The organism is Arenimonas caeni (genome assembly GCF_003024235.1).
In the GTDB taxonomy this organism is placed as follows: Bacteria; Pseudomonadota; Gammaproteobacteria; order Xanthomonadales; family Xanthomonadaceae; genus Arenimonas; species Arenimonas caeni.
On the sequence record NZ_KZ679084.1, the window covers coordinates 119,181 to 134,261 of the forward strand.

At 71.0% G+C, this 15,081-nt stretch carries 19 protein-coding genes; 3 read left to right on the plus strand and 16 right to left on the minus strand.

The window, feature by feature from the left end; translation table 11 throughout:
- Positions 1–157 precede the first annotated feature (157 nt).
- The 3 genes from folP to rlmE form a co-directional block, all read right to left on the minus strand.
- The gene (gene folP / locus C6N40_RS00625; protein WP_106989452.1) at positions 158–1,057 is read right to left on the minus strand and encodes a dihydropteroate synthase; all 900 of its coding nucleotides are present in this window, start codon (positions 1,055–1,057) and stop codon (positions 158–160) included.
- A gap of 125 nt (positions 1,058–1,182) precedes the next feature.
- Positions 1,183–3,081, minus strand: a complete 1,899-nt coding sequence (ftsH, locus tag C6N40_RS00630) for an ATP-dependent zinc metalloprotease FtsH (RefSeq protein ID WP_106989070.1) — start codon at positions 3,079–3,081, stop codon at positions 1,183–1,185.
- On the minus strand, positions 3,081–3,710 hold the full coding sequence (gene rlmE / locus C6N40_RS00635; RefSeq protein WP_106989071.1) for a 23S rRNA (uridine(2552)-2'-O)-methyltransferase RlmE: 630 nt from the start codon (positions 3,708–3,710) through the stop codon (positions 3,081–3,083). Before rlmE ends, ftsH begins: the two co-directional genes overlap by 1 nt.
- A gap of 66 nt (positions 3,711–3,776) precedes the next feature.
- On the opposite strand from rlmE, the gene C6N40_RS00640 reads away from it, so the two are divergent.
- Complete coding sequence (locus C6N40_RS00640) at positions 3,777–4,082, plus strand: YhbY family RNA-binding protein (protein WP_106989072.1); 306 nt, start codon at positions 3,777–3,779, stop codon at positions 4,080–4,082.
- Between the two features lie 12 nt (positions 4,083–4,094).
- Positions 4,095–4,469 (plus strand): Mth938-like domain-containing protein, encoded by a 375-nt coding sequence (locus C6N40_RS00645; RefSeq protein WP_106989073.1) that lies wholly within the window; start codon positions 4,095–4,097, stop codon positions 4,467–4,469.
- A gap of 35 nt (positions 4,470–4,504) precedes the next feature.
- Here the strand turns inward: C6N40_RS00645 and C6N40_RS00650 are convergent, their stop codons facing one another.
- The 3 genes from C6N40_RS00650 to surE are packed head-to-tail and all read right to left on the minus strand — an operon-like array spanning position 4,505 to position 6,794.
- Positions 4,505–5,341: a peptidoglycan DD-metalloendopeptidase family protein gene (locus C6N40_RS00650; RefSeq protein WP_106989074.1), complete on the minus strand. Its 837-nt coding sequence runs from the start codon at positions 5,339–5,341 to the stop codon at positions 4,505–4,507.
- Positions 5,341–6,018: a protein-L-isoaspartate(D-aspartate) O-methyltransferase gene (locus C6N40_RS00655; protein WP_106989075.1), complete on the minus strand. Its 678-nt coding sequence runs from the start codon at positions 6,016–6,018 to the stop codon at positions 5,341–5,343. The genes C6N40_RS00650 and C6N40_RS00655 overlap by 1 nt, the downstream gene beginning before the upstream one ends.
- Positions 6,015–6,794 carry a 5'/3'-nucleotidase SurE gene (gene surE / locus C6N40_RS00660; RefSeq protein ID WP_106989076.1) on the minus strand — a complete coding sequence of 260 codons (780 nt, stop codon included), beginning with the start codon at positions 6,792–6,794 and terminating at the stop codon, positions 6,015–6,017. The genes C6N40_RS00655 and surE overlap by 4 nt, the downstream gene beginning before the upstream one ends.
- A 78-nt stretch (positions 6,795–6,872) precedes the next feature.
- On the opposite strand from surE, the gene C6N40_RS00665 reads away from it, so the two are divergent.
- On the plus strand, positions 6,873–7,457 hold the full coding sequence (locus C6N40_RS00665; RefSeq protein ID WP_106989077.1) for a Smr/MutS family protein: 585 nt from the start codon (positions 6,873–6,875) through the stop codon (positions 7,455–7,457).
- A 2-nt stretch (positions 7,458–7,459) separates the two neighbouring features.
- Here C6N40_RS00665 and C6N40_RS00670 read toward each other — a convergent pair whose 3' ends face one another.
- The 10 genes from C6N40_RS00670 to C6N40_RS00715 form a co-directional block, all read right to left on the minus strand.
- Positions 7,460–7,654, minus strand: a complete 195-nt coding sequence (locus C6N40_RS00670) for a hypothetical protein (RefSeq protein ID WP_162782005.1) — start codon at positions 7,652–7,654, stop codon at positions 7,460–7,462.
- Between the two features lie 39 nt (positions 7,655–7,693).
- A complete protein-coding gene (gene truD, locus C6N40_RS00675; protein WP_106989079.1) occupies positions 7,694–8,746 on the minus strand; it encodes a tRNA pseudouridine(13) synthase TruD in 1,053 nt (350 codons plus the stop codon).
- Entirely contained in the window at positions 8,743–9,225 is a 483-nt protein-coding gene (gene ispF, locus C6N40_RS00680; RefSeq protein WP_106989080.1) for a 2-C-methyl-D-erythritol 2,4-cyclodiphosphate synthase, read from the minus strand. The genes truD and ispF overlap by 4 nt, the downstream gene beginning before the upstream one ends.
- A complete protein-coding gene (gene ispD / locus C6N40_RS00685) occupies positions 9,222–9,917 on the minus strand; it encodes a 2-C-methyl-D-erythritol 4-phosphate cytidylyltransferase (RefSeq protein WP_106989081.1) in 696 nt (231 codons plus the stop codon). The genes ispF and ispD overlap by 4 nt, the downstream gene beginning before the upstream one ends.
- Complete coding sequence (gene ftsB, locus C6N40_RS00690; RefSeq protein WP_106989082.1) at positions 9,914–10,228, minus strand: cell division protein FtsB; 315 nt, start codon at positions 10,226–10,228, stop codon at positions 9,914–9,916. Before ftsB ends, ispD begins: the two co-directional genes overlap by 4 nt.
- Before the next feature lie 9 nt (positions 10,229–10,237).
- Positions 10,238–11,524, minus strand: a complete 1,287-nt coding sequence (gene eno, locus C6N40_RS00695) for a phosphopyruvate hydratase (protein WP_106989083.1) — start codon at positions 11,522–11,524, stop codon at positions 10,238–10,240.
- Positions 11,525–11,547: 23 nt separating this feature from the next.
- Positions 11,548–11,892 (minus strand): hypothetical protein, encoded by a 345-nt coding sequence (locus C6N40_RS00700; RefSeq protein ID WP_106989084.1) that lies wholly within the window; start codon positions 11,890–11,892, stop codon positions 11,548–11,550.
- On the minus strand, positions 11,889–12,722 hold the full coding sequence (gene kdsA / locus C6N40_RS00705) for a 3-deoxy-8-phosphooctulonate synthase (protein ID WP_106989085.1): 834 nt from the start codon (positions 12,720–12,722) through the stop codon (positions 11,889–11,891). The genes C6N40_RS00700 and kdsA overlap by 4 nt, the downstream gene beginning before the upstream one ends.
- Positions 12,722–14,380 carry a CTP synthase gene (gene pyrG / locus C6N40_RS00710; RefSeq protein ID WP_106989086.1) on the minus strand — a complete coding sequence of 553 codons (1,659 nt, stop codon included), beginning with the start codon at positions 14,378–14,380 and terminating at the stop codon, positions 12,722–12,724. The genes kdsA and pyrG overlap by 1 nt, the downstream gene beginning before the upstream one ends.
- A 115-nt stretch (positions 14,381–14,495) precedes the next feature.
- Positions 14,496–14,900, minus strand: a complete 405-nt coding sequence (locus tag C6N40_RS00715) for a globin family protein (protein ID WP_106989087.1) — start codon at positions 14,898–14,900, stop codon at positions 14,496–14,498.
- Positions 14,901–15,081: the final 181 nt, after the last annotated feature.

Genomic DNA, 15,081 nt, shown 5'->3' on the forward strand with positions numbered 1-15,081 from the left:
GCGGGTTGCAGCAAGATTGGCGAATTTCTGACCAGGCGACCGGGGATTTCCACAGCGCCTGTGGACAAGCCTGGGAGAAGCCATGTGGATGGAATCGGCAGCGCCAGTCAGGGCGCGGCCTGCAGCCATCGTGGCCAATTCGTGACCAGTGGCCGGCTCAGTCGTCGTCGGGCCAGCGGATCCCGGCGGCCGCCGACGGCGCCGGTTTCGGCGCCGGCTGGGCCGCCACGGCCGCCCAGACCTTGAGCGCATCGACCGTGGCCGCCACGTCGTGCACGCGCAGGATGCGCGCGCCATACTCGGCGGCGAGCACGGCCGCAGCCACCGAGGCGTGCAGGCGCCCGCCGACCTCCCGGCCGGTGATTTCGCCCAGGCTGCGCTTGCGGCTCAGGCCGGCCAGCAGGGGCAGGCCCAGGTCGAGCAGGCGCGACTGCTGGCGCAGCAGCAGCAGGTTGTGGGCGGTGGTCTTGCCGAAGCCGTAGCCGGGGTCGAGCACGATGCGCTTTTTCGGGATGCCGGACATCTCGCAGGCGAAGATGCGTTCGGCCAGGAAACGGTGCACCTCGCCCACCAGGTCGTCGTAGACCGGCGCCTCCTGCATCGAGCGCGGCTCGCCCTGCATGTGCATCAGCACCACCGGCACGCCGGCGGCGGCCGCCGCGTCGAGCGCGCCCTCGCGGCGCAGGGCATGGACGTCGTTGATCATCCCGGCGCCGGCGGCCACCGCCGCGCGCATCACCCCGGGCTTGGAGGTGTCGACCGAGATCGGCAGCGAGGTTTCCTTCGCCAGCCGCTCGATGACCGGGACGACCCGGCGCAATTCCTCCTCCTCGCCGACCTCGCCGGCACCGGGGCGGGTGGACTCACCACCGACGTCGAGGATGTCGGCGCCCTCCTCCGCCAGCCGCAGGCCGTGGGCCACCGCGGCCTCGACGGTGTCGTGGGCGCCGCCGTCGGAGAAGGAATCGGGCGTGACGTTGACGATGCCCATCACGCGCGGCACGTCGAGCCTGACGATGCGGCCGACGCAGTCGAGCTGGGGGATGGTGTCGAACATCAGGGCCTCCAAAAACAATGTAGGAGCGCCTTCAGGCGCGAAGCTTCTGGCTCAAAGCTTCGCGCCTGAAGGCGCTCCTACACAAGCGAGGCGGGCGCCCTGCGCAAGCGGGGCGCCGGCCAGGCTCAGGTCTGCGGCGCGGGGCCGCCGAGCGGCGCGGCCGGACCCGGGTCGTCCTTGGAGATGCGGCCGGACTTGGCCCAGTCGGCCGGCGGGCCCGGGCGGCGGCCTTCCATGATCGCGTCGATCTGCTGGGCGTCGATGGTTTCGTAGGTCAGCAGGGCCTCGGCCATCATGTGCAGCTTGTCGAGGTTGTCGGTGAGGATCTGGCGGGTGCGCGAGTAGGCGCGGTCCAGGATGCCGTGCACCACCTCGTCGATGCGGCGCGCGGTGTCGTCCGAGACGTTCTTGTGCTGGGTGACCGAACGGCCCAGGAACACCTCGTCCTCCTCCTCGCCGTAGGCGATCGGACCCAGTTCCTCCGACAGGCCCCACTTGGTGGCCATGTTGCGGGCCATCTTGGTGGCGCGCTCGATGTCGTTGGACGCGCCGGTGGTGACCTTGTCGGCGCCGAAGATCAGCTCCTCGGCGACGCGGCCGCCGTACAGCGAGCACAGCATCGACTCGATGGCGGTGCGGTTGAAGCTGTACTTGTCGCCCTCGGGCAGGTACATGGTGACGCCCAGCGCGCGGCCGCGCGGGATGATCGTGACCTTGTAGACCGGGTCGTGCTCGGGGACGACGCGGCCGACGATGGCGTGGCCGGCCTCGTGGTAGGCCGTCAGCTTCTTCTCGTCCTCGCTCATGGCCATCGAGCGGCGCTCGGCGCCCATCAGGATCTTGTCGCGGGCACGGTCGAAGTGCTCCATGCGCACCGACTTGGCGTTCTCGCGGGCGGCGAACAGCGCGGCCTCGTTGACCAGGTTGGCCAGGTCGGCACCGCTGAAGCCCGGGGTGCCGCGGGCGATGGTGGCCGGCTCGACGTCGCTGTCGAGCGGCACCTTGCGCATGTGCACCTTGAGGATCTGCTCGCGGCCGCGCACGTCCGGCAGGCCGACGGTGACCTGGCGGTCGAAGCGGCCCGGACGCAGCAGCGCCGGGTCGAGCACGTCCGGGCGGTTGGTGGCGGCGATGACGATCACGCCCTCGCCACCCTCGAAGCCGTCCATCTCGACCAGCAGCTGGTTGAGGGTCTGCTCGCGCTCGTCGTGACCGCCGCCCAGGCCGGCGCCACGATGGCGGCCGACGGCGTCGATCTCGTCGATGAAGATGATGCAGGGCGCGTGCTTCTTGGCGGTCTCGAACATGTCGCGCACGCGGCTGGCGCCGACGCCGACGAACATCTCGACGAAATCGGAGCCGGAGATCGAGAAGAACGGCACCTTGGCCTCGCCGGCGATGGCGCGGGCCAGCAGGGTCTTGCCGGTGCCCGGCGGGCCGACCATCAGCACGCCGCGCGGGATCTTGCCGCCGAGCTTCTGGAACTTGCCCGGGTCGCGCAGGAACTCGACCAGCTCGCCCACTTCTTCCTTGGCCTCGTCGCAGCCGGCGACGTCGGCCAGGGTGACCTTGATGTCGTTCTCGCCCTGCAGCTTGGCGCGCGACTTGCCGAAGCTCATCGCCCCCTTGCCGCCGCCCTGCTGCATCTGGCGCATCATGAAGAACCAGAAGCCGATGATCAGCAGCACCGGCAGGAAATTGATCAGCAGGGTGAACAGCATCGACCGCTCCTGCGGCTTCTGCTGGACGGTGTTGACGTTGTTCTCGAACAGGGTGTCGACCAGGCGGTTGTCGCGCGGGTTGGACGTGGTGAAGCGGCTGCCGTCCTTGCGCGTGCCGGTGATGGCCAGGCCGTTGTCGGCGATGGTGACGTCGGCGACGCGGCCCGACTTCACCTCTTCGATGAACTGGTTGTAGGTGAGCTCGGTGCTGGCGGCCCCCGGCGTCGAGAAGCTGTTGAACACCGCCATCAGCACGACGGCGATGACCAGCCAGAGCAGGAGGTTTTTAGCCAGGTCGTTCATCACTTGGTTCCTCGGCGCTTGCCGGTGGCCAGCGCATAAACTTCATTCGAGCGGCGCCGGGACGCCGCGGGCTTGCGGACCACCACCTTGTCGTAGCGGGTCCTGAGGTCCTTGACGTAGGCATCGAAGCCCTCGCCCTGGAACAGCTTGATCAGGAAGTTCCCGCCCGGCCGGAGGTGCCGGTCGGCGAAATCGCGGGCCAGCTCCGAGAGATACATCGCCCGGGCCTGGTCCACGGTGTCCACCCCGGACATATTGGGGGCCATGTCGGAAAGCACAAGGTCCACCTGATCGCCACCCAGCAGGGCTTCCAGTTCGGACAATGGCCCGTCCTCTCTGAAATCGCCGTGAATGAATTCGACCCCGGCGATCGGGGGCATGTCGAGGATGTCCAGGGCCAGGACCCGGCCGCGGTCGCCCAGCTCGCGCCGCACCACCTGGGACCAGCCGCCGGGGGCGGCGCCGAGGTCAACCACGACCATGCCGGGCTTGAGCAGGCGGTCGCGCTCGATCAGTTCCTCGAGCTTGTAAGCCGCGCGCGAGCGCATGCCCTCGGCCTGGGCCTTCTTAACGAAGGGGTCGTCGAAGTGTTCCTTGAGCCAGCGTTGGCTGCTTCGGCTGCGGGCCATGGGCAGGGGATCGGGGGATTGGCCGCCATGATACCCTAGCGCCCCTTCCCGACCCGCCCGGATCCCATGGCCGCCGCCCTCAGCAACAACCAGAAGCGTTACCTGCGCGGCCTGGCGCACGACCTCAAGGCCGTGCTCATCGTCGGCGCCAAGGGCATCACCGATCCGCTGGTGGCCGAGGCCGGCCTGGTGCTCGAGCAGCACGAGCTGGTGAAGGTGAAGGTCCACGCCGGCGACCGCGAGGAGCGCGACGCCTGGGTAGCGGAGCTGTGCGAGCGCACCGGCGCCGCCCTGGTCACCCGCATCGGCAACGTGGCGGTGCTCTACCGCCGCAGCGCCGACAAGCCGATGATCGTTCTGCCCAAGGGCTGACGGCGCGGCGGCATGCAGCTCTTCCAGGAAAACCCGGATTTCGCCTACGTGCTGCGTGGCGCGGGCCCGGAAGGCGTGCGCGTGAACCAGCAACTGCTCACCGCCAGCTTCGTGCTCTCGCCCAACCAGCTGGTGGAAGCCTGGCGCCCGGCCTCCGTGGAAACCCTGGCCCCCGAAGACATGGACGCCGTGCTGGCGCTCAACCCGGCCGTGGTGCTGCTCGGCACCGGCCCGCGCCAGCGCTTCCCGGCCCCGGCCGTGATGGCCGCCCTGCTCACCCGCGGCATCGGCATGGAAGTGATGGACAGCGCCGCCGCGGCGCGCACCTTCAATGTCCTGGCCACCGAAGGCCGCGCCGTCGTCGCCGCCTTCCTCGTACCCGGCTGACCCTGCAGGAGGGCCTGGAGGCCCTCCCACAGGGGTCAGCGGGCGGGGAGGACCTGCAGGGGGTCGACGGGCTTGCCGTTGCGGCGCACTTCGAAGTGCAGCATGTCGCGGCTGGTGCCGGTGCGGCCGAGTTCGGCGATCTGCTGGCCGCCCTTGACGCTGGCGCCCTCGCCCACCAGCCGGCGGCGGTTGTGCGCGTAGGCCGACAGCCACTCGTCGCTGTGCTTGACGATGATCAGCTCGCCGTAGCCCACCAGGCCGGCACCCGAATAGACCACCACGCCGTCGGCGGCGGCCAGCACCGGGTCGCCGGCGCTGCCGGCGATGTCCAGGCCCTGGCGCTTGGGGTCGCCGGCGACGAAGCGGCCGATGATCTGGCCGTTGGCCGGCCAGCGCCAGGCGCCGGCGATGCCGCTGGTGGCCGGCGGCGTCGGCGGCGGCGGCGTCGTGGCGCGGCCGGGCGTCGTGGCCGGCGTCGTGGCCGCAGGACGGGCCGGGGGTGTCGTCGCGGGCGTGCCGGACGGCGTCGGTGCCGGTCGCGCCGGGGGCATGCCGGTGACGCTGCCGCCGCTGGTGGCGGCGACCCGCTGGCCGCCGCGCAGCTTCAGGCGCTGCCCCGGGTAGATCGTGTAGGGCGCGCGGATGCCGTTCCAGCCGGCCACCTCGCGGTAGTCCAGGCCGTGCCGGAAGGCGATGCCGTAGAGGGTGTCGCCCCGCCGCACCACGTAGCTGCCGTCGCGCGGCACTTCCACGCTGGCCGGGCGCGGCGCCGGGCGGGCGCCCTCGCGCTTGACCACGCGCGAATGCCCGCAGGCGGCCACCAGGGCAAGTAGCAGCACGGCGACGCCGGCGCGGGTGAACCAGGCCTTCATCACAGCGTTCCCGGCAGCAGCGGCACGAAGACGACGGCGCCCAGGTCTTCCTGCAAGAACTGGCCGTCCAGGCGCCGGATGCGCAGCAGGCGCTGGCCCGAAGGGCCGCCGACCGGGGCCACGAGCGTGCCGCCCTCCTCGAGCTGGGCGAGCAGGGCCGGCTCGATCGCCGCCGCGCCGGCGGTGACGATGATGCCGCCGAAGGGCGCGTACTCGGGCCAGCCGGCGCGACCGTCGTCGTGGCGGGTGCGCACGTTCAGACCCTGGTGCCGGAAGCGGCGGCGGGCGATGCGCAGCAGTTCCTCGATGCGCTCGACGCTGTAGGTTTCCAGCCCCAGCGTGGCCAGCACCGAAGCCTGGTAGCCCGAGCCGGTGCCGACTTCGAGCACCCGGGCCGGCAGGCCATGTTCAACCAGCGCCTCGGTCATGCGCGCCACCACCCAGGGCTGGGAGATGGTCTGGCCGTTGCCGATCGGCAGCGCGGTGTCCTCGTAGGCACGGCTGGCCAGGGCCTCGTCGATGAACAGGTGCCGCGGCACGGTGCGCATGGCGGTGAGCACGCGCTCGTCGACGATGCCGCCTTCCTTGCGCAGCCGCTCGACCATGCGGTCGCGGGCGCGCTGCGAGGTCATGCCCAGGCCCTTGGCCTCGGGCTGTATCCGGTAACGGGGCATCATGGCTTGGCTTTCATTCCTTCGCCCAGGCCGCCGACCCAGCTGGCGACCTTGTCCAGCGCCTGGTAGCGCGTGAGGTCGACGTGGATGGGCGTGATCGAAACGCAGCCGGTGCGCACCGCGTGGAAGTCGGTGCCCGGGCCGGCGTCCTGCTCCGGACCGGCCGGGCCGATCCACCACATCGGCCGGCCGCGCGGGTCGAACTGCTCGATGCAGGGCTCGGCGCGGTGGCGATGGCCCAGGCGCGTGACTTCGTAGCCGCGCAGCTCGTCCCAGGGCAGGTCGGGCACGTTGACGTTGAGGATGGTGTCGGCCGGCAGCGGGTCGACCAGCAGGCGCGCGGTGATCTCGAGCGCGGCGCGGGCGGCGGTGTCGTAGTGGCGGCCGGAATGCTCGTCGGTGACCAGGGACATCGCGATCGCCGGATGGCCCAGGAACCGGCCTTCCATCGCCGCGGCCACGGTGCCCGAATAGATGACGTCGTCGCCGAGGTTGGCGGCGGTGTTGATGCCCGAGAGCACGATGTCCGGGTCGCGCTCGAGCAGGCCGGTCAGCGCCAGGTGCACGCAGTCGGTGGGCGTGCCGGCCACGCGCCAGACCCGCTCGCCCAGCGACTTGACCCGGATCGGCCGGTCGAGCGTGAGGGAATTGCTGGCCCCGGAACGGTCGCGGTCGGGCGCGACCACCGTCACCTCGTGGCCGGCGGCGCGCAGCGCCTCGGCCAGGACGCGGATGCCGGGGGCCTCCACGCCATCGTCATTGCTTACCAGTACGCGCATCAGGGATCTCGCGGGAAGGACCCCATGATAGCGGAAGCGACAACCCCGGTTTCACCCGTGCTGCGGTAGGCTTCCGGCATGGCAAGACGAAAGGCCCCCGACACGCAGGTCAGCGAGGACGACGCCGCCCTGTTCCGGGAGGCGATCGGCGAAGTGCGCCCCTTGCCTGCCCCGCCGCCGCCGCCCGAGCGTCCGCGGCCGCCCCCGAAGCCGCGCATGCGTGCGCTCGACGAAGCCGAGGCGCTGGCGCAATCGCGCAGCGCCGGCTGGTTCGAAGCCACCATCGACGCCGCCGAAGCCCTGGCCTGGCGGCGCGACGAAGTCCCCGAGAAGGTGCTCAAGGCGCTCAGGCGCGGCCAGTACAGCGTCGGCGCCGAACTCGACCTGCACCAGCTGCGCGCGCCCGAGGCCGAGCGCTGGCTGCGCGTGTTCCTGGCCGAGGCCCGCGCCGAAGGCCAGGCCTGCGTGCGCATCATCCACGGCAAGGGCCACCGCGCCGCCGCCGGCGGTTCGGTGCTCAAGGCGCTGGTCGACCGCATGCTGCGCCAGCGCGCGGACGTGCTGGCCTACGCCTCCGCGCCGGAAGCGATGGGTGGAACCGGTGCGGTGCTGGTGCTGCTCGCCCGCCGGCGGCCTGGCGCGCTGCAGCCGCCCGGCGCCTGAGTTCAGTCTTCGATGCGCTCGTTGGGCGGGTTGACCCAGAACACGCGCACGCCGCGCTTGTAGGCGACGTACTCGACCGCGCTGATGTAATCGGTGTCGTAGTGGCTTTCGGCGCTTACGCGGGTCTCGGACGTGCCGGCACAGGCGGCGGGCAGGACCAGGACGGCCAGGAGCAGGCACTTGCGGGTGACATTCATGACGACCTCCAAGGGCAGCAGGAATACCGCCAGGCCAGCCTACTCCTGCGGCTGGGCCGCACAAGTGCCGCCGCGGGAGCCGTCCCTCGCCTCGCCCAGCTCGGCCAGCAGGCCGGTGGCATAGGCGCCCGGCGGCAGCTCGAAGCGCAGGGCCAGCTCGCCCGGCGCCGGCCAGTCCCAGGCCAGGTCGCCGACGCGCACGCGCAGGGCCCGCCGCTCCTGCTTCAGGCCCGCGGCCTCCAGCCCGGCGCGGATGTCCGCGTAGGGCTCCACCGCCGCCAGTTCGAGTTCGCGGGTGGCGCCGGCGCTGCGCAGCTCGCCCCGGCCCCAGAGCGGGCCGGTCGGGTGGATGTCGAGGCGCGCGGCGCGGGCCGCCAGTTCCGGCGTGGCCGGCTCGGGGCCGAACACGCTCTGGCTGCCATCGAGCATCCAGACCTCGCCCTCGCGCCCGCTGGCCCAGTCGCCGGCCCGCACGCGCCCGGCCAGCACGGCGTTGAACAGCGCCGAACGCGCCGCCGACAGGTAGATCGAACGCTTGTCCCGGTGCACGCGGGCACCGGCGAACATGCGCCGGGCGGCATCGACGTTGTCGCCGTCGCGGCCGAATCGCTGTTCGCCGAAATAGTTCGGAAGGCCGCCCGTGGCGATGGCCTGCAGGCGCGCATCGATGGCGGCCGGGTCGCCTTCGACCTCGCGCAGGCGCAGGCTGAAGCGGTTGCCGCGCAGCGCGCCGCGGGGCAGCTTGCGCTGGTGCCAGGCGCTGTCGAGCACGCGCAGCTCCATGGCCTCCAGCGCCGCCGGGTCCGGTGCCACGCGTTTGGGCAGGTGCACCGTGAAACGCTGGCGGGTGACGGCGTGGCGGTCCTTGAGCCCCGCGTAGCTCACGCCATGTTCGGCGATGCCGGCCCAGCGGGCCAGGCAGCGGGCGGCGTGCACGGTGTTCATGCCCCGCTTTTCGATCGTCAGCAGCAGGTGCTCGCCTTCGCCCGAGGCTTCGAAACCCGGCAGCTCCTCGACGATGAAGTCCTCGGGCGCGGCGCGGAACACCGCCCGCAGCACCGGGCCACCGTGGCCGCCGGGCAGTTCGCTCACGCGCGCACCAGCAGGGCCACGGCCATCGCCGCCAGGCCTTCGCCGCGGCCGGTGAAGCCCAGCTTCTCGGACGTGGTGGCCTTGACGCTGACCGCGTCCAGGCCGATGCCGAGGTCTTCGGCCAGGTTGGCGCGCATCGCCGGCGCGTGCGCCGCCACCTTGGGCCGTTCGCAGACGACCGTGACGTCGACGTTGCCGGCGCGCCAGCCGCGGCCGGCCAGCAGCGCGCGGCAGTGGCGCAGGAAATGCCGGCTGTCGCAATCCTTCCAGCGCGGGTCGCTGGGCGGGAAGTGCACGCCGATGTCGCCCAGCGCCAGCGCGCCGAGCAGCGCGTCGCACAGCGCGTGGATCACCACGTCGCCGTCGGAGTGCGCCAGCACGCCGCGCTCGTGCGCGATGCGCACGCCGCCGAGCACGACATGGTCGCCCTCGCCGAACGCATGCACGTCGTAGCCCTGCCCCACTCGGATGTCGGTCATGTTCTCTCGCTGCTTCGGGACAGGATGAATTCGGCCAGGGCGAGGTCGGCGGGCGTCGTGATCTTGAGGTTGTCCTCGCGGCCCTCGACCAGGCGCGGCTTCAGGCCCAGCCGCTCCATCGCCATCGCCTCGTCGGTGACCGCGGCGCCGGCGCGGCGGGCCGCCTCGAGCGCGCGGGTGAGGCCGCCGCGGCGGAACAGCTGCGGGGTCAGCGCGCGCCACAGCGACTCGCGCGGTTCGGTGGCCTGGCTGTGGCCCTGGTCGTCGGCGCGCTTGAGCGTGTCGCGCACCGGCGCGGCCAGCAGCGCACCCACCGGGTCGGCCTGGCCGAGCTCGAGCAGGCGCGCGAGGTCGTCGCGGTGCAGGCAGGGGCGCGCGGCGTCGTGCACCAGCACCCACTGCTGCTCGTCGAGGCTGGCCGGCAGCGCATGCAGGGCCGCCAGCACCGAATCGGCGCGTTCGGCGCCGCCGGTGCAGGTGAGCACCGGCTTGCCGCCCACTTCGCGCCAGCCCGGCCAGTCGTCGTCGCCGGGCGCCAGCGCCACCACCGCGCCATCGACGCCGGGGTGGTCGAGCACCGCCCGCAGGCTGTGTTCGATCACCAGGCGGCCGGCCAGGGCCAGGTACTGCTTGGGCAGCGGCGCGCCGAAGCGCGTGCCGCGGCCCGCGGCCGGAACGACCGCCCAGGTCACTGGCGCCGTTCCTCGCGGGCCGGCGCCGGCGGCGCCGGCTCGACCACGCGGTAGAAGGTTTCGCCCGGCTTGATCATGCCCAGCTCGCTGCGGGCGCGGTCCTCGACCGCCGCCTCGCCCGACTTGAGGTCGTCGACCTCGGCCGACAGCGCGTCGTTGCGAAGCTGCAGGCGGGCGTTCTCGCGCCGCTGCTCATCCACCCTGGCTTCGAGCTGGCGCACCTCGCCCAGGCTGCCGCCACCCCACCAGAGCTTGGCCTGCAGGCCCGCGAGGGCCAGCAGCAGCACGGCGGGGATCAGCCAGCGGCGCAAGGGCCAGGCTCAGCGCTTGAGGCTGACGAAGGCGTCGCGGCCGGCGTAACGGGCGGCGTCGCCCAGCGCCTCCTCGATGCGCAGCAGCTGGTTGTACTTGGCCACGCGGTCGGAACGGCACAGCGAGCCGGTCTTGATCTGCGTGGCGGTGGTGGCCACCGCGATGTCGGCGATGGTGGTGTCCTCGGTTTCACCCGAGCGATGCGACACCACCGCGGCATAGTTCGCGGCGTCGGCCATGGCGATCGCCTCGAGGGTCTCGCTGAGCGTGCCGATCTGGTTGACCTTGATCAGGATGGCGTTGCCCACGCCCTGCTCGATGCCCTCGCGGAAGATCTTGGGGTTGGTCACGAACAGGTCGTCGCCGACCAGCTGCACCTTGCCCGACAGGCGCTGGGTGAGCAGCTTCCAGCCGTCCCAGTCGTGCTCGGCCATGCCGTCCTCGATCGTGATGATCGGGTACTGGGCGCTCCAGCCGGCCAGGAAGTCGACGAACTGCTCCGGCGAGAGGCGCTTGCCCTCGCCCACCAGGTTGTACTTGCCGTTGTCGAAGAACTCCGAGCTGGCCACGTCCAGGCCCAGCAGGATGTCTTCGCCGGCGCGGTAGCCGGCCTTGCCGATGGCCTCGAGGATGACCTCGATGGCTTCCTCGTTCGAACGCAGGTCCGGCGCGAAACCGCCTTCGTCGCCCACCGCGGTGCCCAGGCCCTTGCCCTTGAGCACGGACTTGAGCGCGTGGAAGACCTCGGTGCCGGCGCGCAGCGCCTCGGAGAAGCGGTCGAAGCCGACCGGCAGCACCATGAACTCCTGCATGTCGACGTTGTTGTCGGCATGCGCACCGCCGTTGATGATGTTCATCATCGGCACCGGCAGCACCGCCTCGCGGGCGCCGGCCAGGTGCTTCCAAAGCGGCAGGCCGCGCGCCGCGGCCACCGCATGGGCGTTGGCCATCGACACGCCCAGCAGCGCGTTCGCGCCCAGGCGGCCCTTGTTCTCGGTGCCGTCGAGGTTGACCAGCTTGCTGTCCAGGCCGGCCTGGTCGGCGCCGTCGAAACCGGCCAGCGCCTCGGCGATGGTGGTGTTGACGTTGGCCACGGCCTTGCGCACGCCCTTGCCCAGGTAGCGGCTCTTGTCGCCGTCGCGCAGCTCCACCGCCTCCTTGGTGCCGGTGGAGGCACCCGAGGGCACGGCGGCGCGGCCGACGTGGCCCGTGGAGAGGGTTACCTCGGCCTCGAGGGTGGGGTTGCCGCGGGAATCGAGGATCTCGCGGGCGTGGACTTTGCTGATCGTGGTCATGTCGTTTCTTTCGTGTTTTGGAGTCAGGACATCGCCAGGCCGAGCAGGATCAGGGCGAGGCCGCCCAGGATCGGCAGGGCATTGAGGACCAGGCCGATCCAGGAGAACACGCGCTTGCGCTCGCCCACGAACAGGCCGGCGATGCCGAGGATGGCGCCCAGCAGCAGCACCGCCATCGAGCCGAGCATCAGCACGCCGATGGTGATGGCGCGCGGGTCGGTCTCCGACAGCTGGCCGCCGGGCTCGTTCATGCCGACGTAGCCGGCGTAGAAAATGGCGCCCAGCATCACCAGGCCGGCGAGCACGGCGATGACGGTGGAGGCGATGCCCAGGCCGGAGTGCTTGATCGGGGTGGCGACAGTATTCATGCGTTGTCCTCGAGGAATCCGTTCTTCTTGGTGATGCGGTCGAGTTCGACCAGCGTTTCCAGCAGCGCCGCCATCTTCGGCAGCGGCCAGGCGTTGGGGCCGTCGGACAGGGCCTTGTCCGGGTCGGGGTGGGTTTCCATGAACAGGCCGCTGATGCCCACGGCCACGGCCGCGCGCGAGAGCACCGGCACGAACTCGCGCTGGCCGCCGCTCTTGCCGCCGGCGCCGCCGGGCAGCTGCACGGAATGGGTGGCGTCGAACACCACCGGGCAGCCGGTGTCGCGCATGACGCTCAGCGAGCGCATGTCGGAAACGAGGTTGTTGTAGCCGAAGCTGACGCCGCGCTCGCAGGCCATGATCTGCTGGTTGCCGGTGGCGCGCGCCTTGTCGGTGACGTGCTTCATCTCCCAGGGCGAGAGGAACTGGCCCTTCTTGATGTTCACCGGCTTGCCGGCCGAGGCCACGCGCTGGATGAAGTCGGTCTGCCGGCACAGGAAGGCCGGGGTCTGCAGCACGTCGACGACCGCCGCCACCTCGTCCATCGGCGTGTACTCGTGCACGTCGGTGAGCACCGGCACACCGAGCTGACGCTTCACTTCGGCCAGCACCTTCAGGCCCGCCTCCATGCCCGGGCCACGGAAGCTCGTGCCCGAGGTGCGGTTGGCCTTGTCGAAGCTGGACTTGAAGATGAAGGGGATGCCGAGCTTGCCGGTGATCTCCTTCAGGCGGCCGGCGGTCTCGAGCTGCAGCTCCAGCGACTCGATCACGCAGGGGCCGGCGATGAGGAAGAAGGGCTGGTCGAGGCCAACCTTGAATCCGCACAGTTCCATCAGGCCTGGGCCTCCTTGAGCAGCCGGCCGCCGGCCTTGTGCTCGCGGGCGGCGCGGATGAAGCCGATGAACAGCGGGTGGCCGTCACGCGGCGTGGAAAGGAATTCCGGGTGCGCCTGGCAGGCCACGAACCACGGGTGGCCCGGCAGCTCCACCATCTCCACCAGCAGGTCGTCCATGGACTTGGCGCTGATGACCAGGCCGGCGTCCTCGAGCTGGGTGCGGTAGCGGTTGTTGAACTCGTAGCGGTGGCGGTGGCGCTCGCCGACCACGTCCTTGCCGTAGAGCTCGCGCGCCTTGGTGCCCGGCTTCAGGCGCTGCTCCTGCAGGCCCAGGCGCATGGTGCCGCCGAGGTCGGAGTGCTCGTCGCGGCGCTCGATCTCGCCCGAGGCGGTGCGCCACTCGGTGATCAGGCCGATCACCGGGTGCGGGCAGTTGCGGTCGTTCTCGGTGCTGTTGGCACCCGCCAGGCCGGCGACGTGGCGGGCGTAGTCCACCACCGCGGCCTGCATGCCGTAGCAGATGCCGAAGTACGGGATGCCCTTCTCGCGGGCATACCGGGCCGTGCGCACCTTGCCTTCGAAGCCGCGGTCGCCGAAGCCGCCGGGCACCAGGATGGCGTCGACGCCCTCGAGCACCTGCTCGCCTTCCTTCTCGACCTGCTCGGACTCGAGCCACTTGAGCTTCACGCGGGTGCGCTGGCGCAGGCCGCCGTGCTTGAGCGCCTCGGAGAGCGACTTGTAGGCGTCCTGGTGGTCGATGTACTTGCCCACCACGGCCACCGTGACCTCGTCGACCGGGTGCTCGACCGCGTCCACCACGGCCTCCCACTCCGACAGGTCGGCGTGGCCAGCCTTTTCCTCCAGCCGCAGGCGCTCGACCACGATCTCGTCGAGCTGCTGGCTGTGCAGCCACAGCGGCAGCTTGTAGATGTTGTCCACGTCCACGCAGCTGATGACGGCCTTCTCGGGCACGTTGGTGAACAGGGCGATCTTGCGGCGCTCGCCGTCCGGCAGCGGCTTCTCGCTGCGGCAGACCAGGATGTCGGGCTGGATGCCGATCGAGCGCAGCTCCTTCACGGAATGCTGGGTGGGCTTGGTCTTGAGCTCGCCGGCGGCGGCGATGTACGGCACCAGGGTCAGGTGCATGAAGATCGCCTGGTCGGGGCCGCGCTCGGTGCGGATCTGGCGGATGGCCTCGAGGAAGGGCAGCGACTCGATGTCGCCCACGGTGCCGCCGATCTCGACCAGGCCCACGTCGAAGCCGTCGGTGGCCTCGAAGATGCAGCGCTTGATCTCGTCGGTGATGTGCGGGATGACCTGAACGGTGCCGCCCAGGTAGTCGCCGCGGCGCTCCTTGCGGATCACGTTCTCGTAGATGCGGCCGGTGGTGACCGAGTTCCTGCGGCTCAGGCGCACGCGCAGGAAGCGCTCGTAGTGGCCCAGGTCGAGGTCGGTCTCGGCACCGTCGTCGGTGACGTAGACCTCGCCGTGCTGGAACGGGCTCATGGTGCCCGGGTCCACGTTGATGTAGGGGTCGAGCTTCATCATGGTGACCCGCAGGCCGCGGGCCTCCAGGATGGCCGCCAGCGAGGCCGCAGCGATGCCCTTGCCAAGCGAGGACACCACGCCACCGGTAACGAAGACTAGACGGGTCATGGGATTTGGGGGCGCTGGAAAACCGCATTCTACCGGCTCCCCCGCCCGGACGCGAATTCCGCGCCCCGCTCAGCCACTTGCGCCCGCCCGCCGGGCGGCGGACGGGCGCCGCGCCTCAGTGGCGCTGGCTGAAGGTCTGGATGACGGCCGACATGCCCTCGCGCCAGCGGCGCTCGAGGGCCGGGGTGAACTGGGGGTCGGTTTCGGCCACGGCCTTGACCAGGCTGTCGACCCAATAGGGATAGAGCGCAGGATCGACCGGGGTACGGCCGCTGCGCGCGTGCACGTCGGCCATCTGCTCGATGCCCCGCTTCACCAGCCCGCCGCCGGCCGCATGCGAAATGGCCATGCTGATGCCCCGGCGCAGCGCCAGGCGCTGCTTCTGGAAGTCGGTGGCGGCGAACATGGGCCCGATGGCGGGGTGGCTTGCGAGGAATATTTCGTAGAAGCGCTCGATGAAGTCCTTGCCGCGCAGGCATCGCCCGTAACTCTGCTGCAGATCGTCGAAATTATCGGCCATGGCGCCCCCGGGGCATTGCTGATGATCCCTCCACGGTATCCGCTGGCCCGGCGAGGCGGCGGCCGCCGCTCCTGATCCATGACGCAACACACATTCCCGCCAGCGGCAACACCGGGCCGCGCACAGGGACGCCGCGCCCGGCGCCGCTGCTATCCTTGCCGCCCGAGGGCGCAGGACCGCG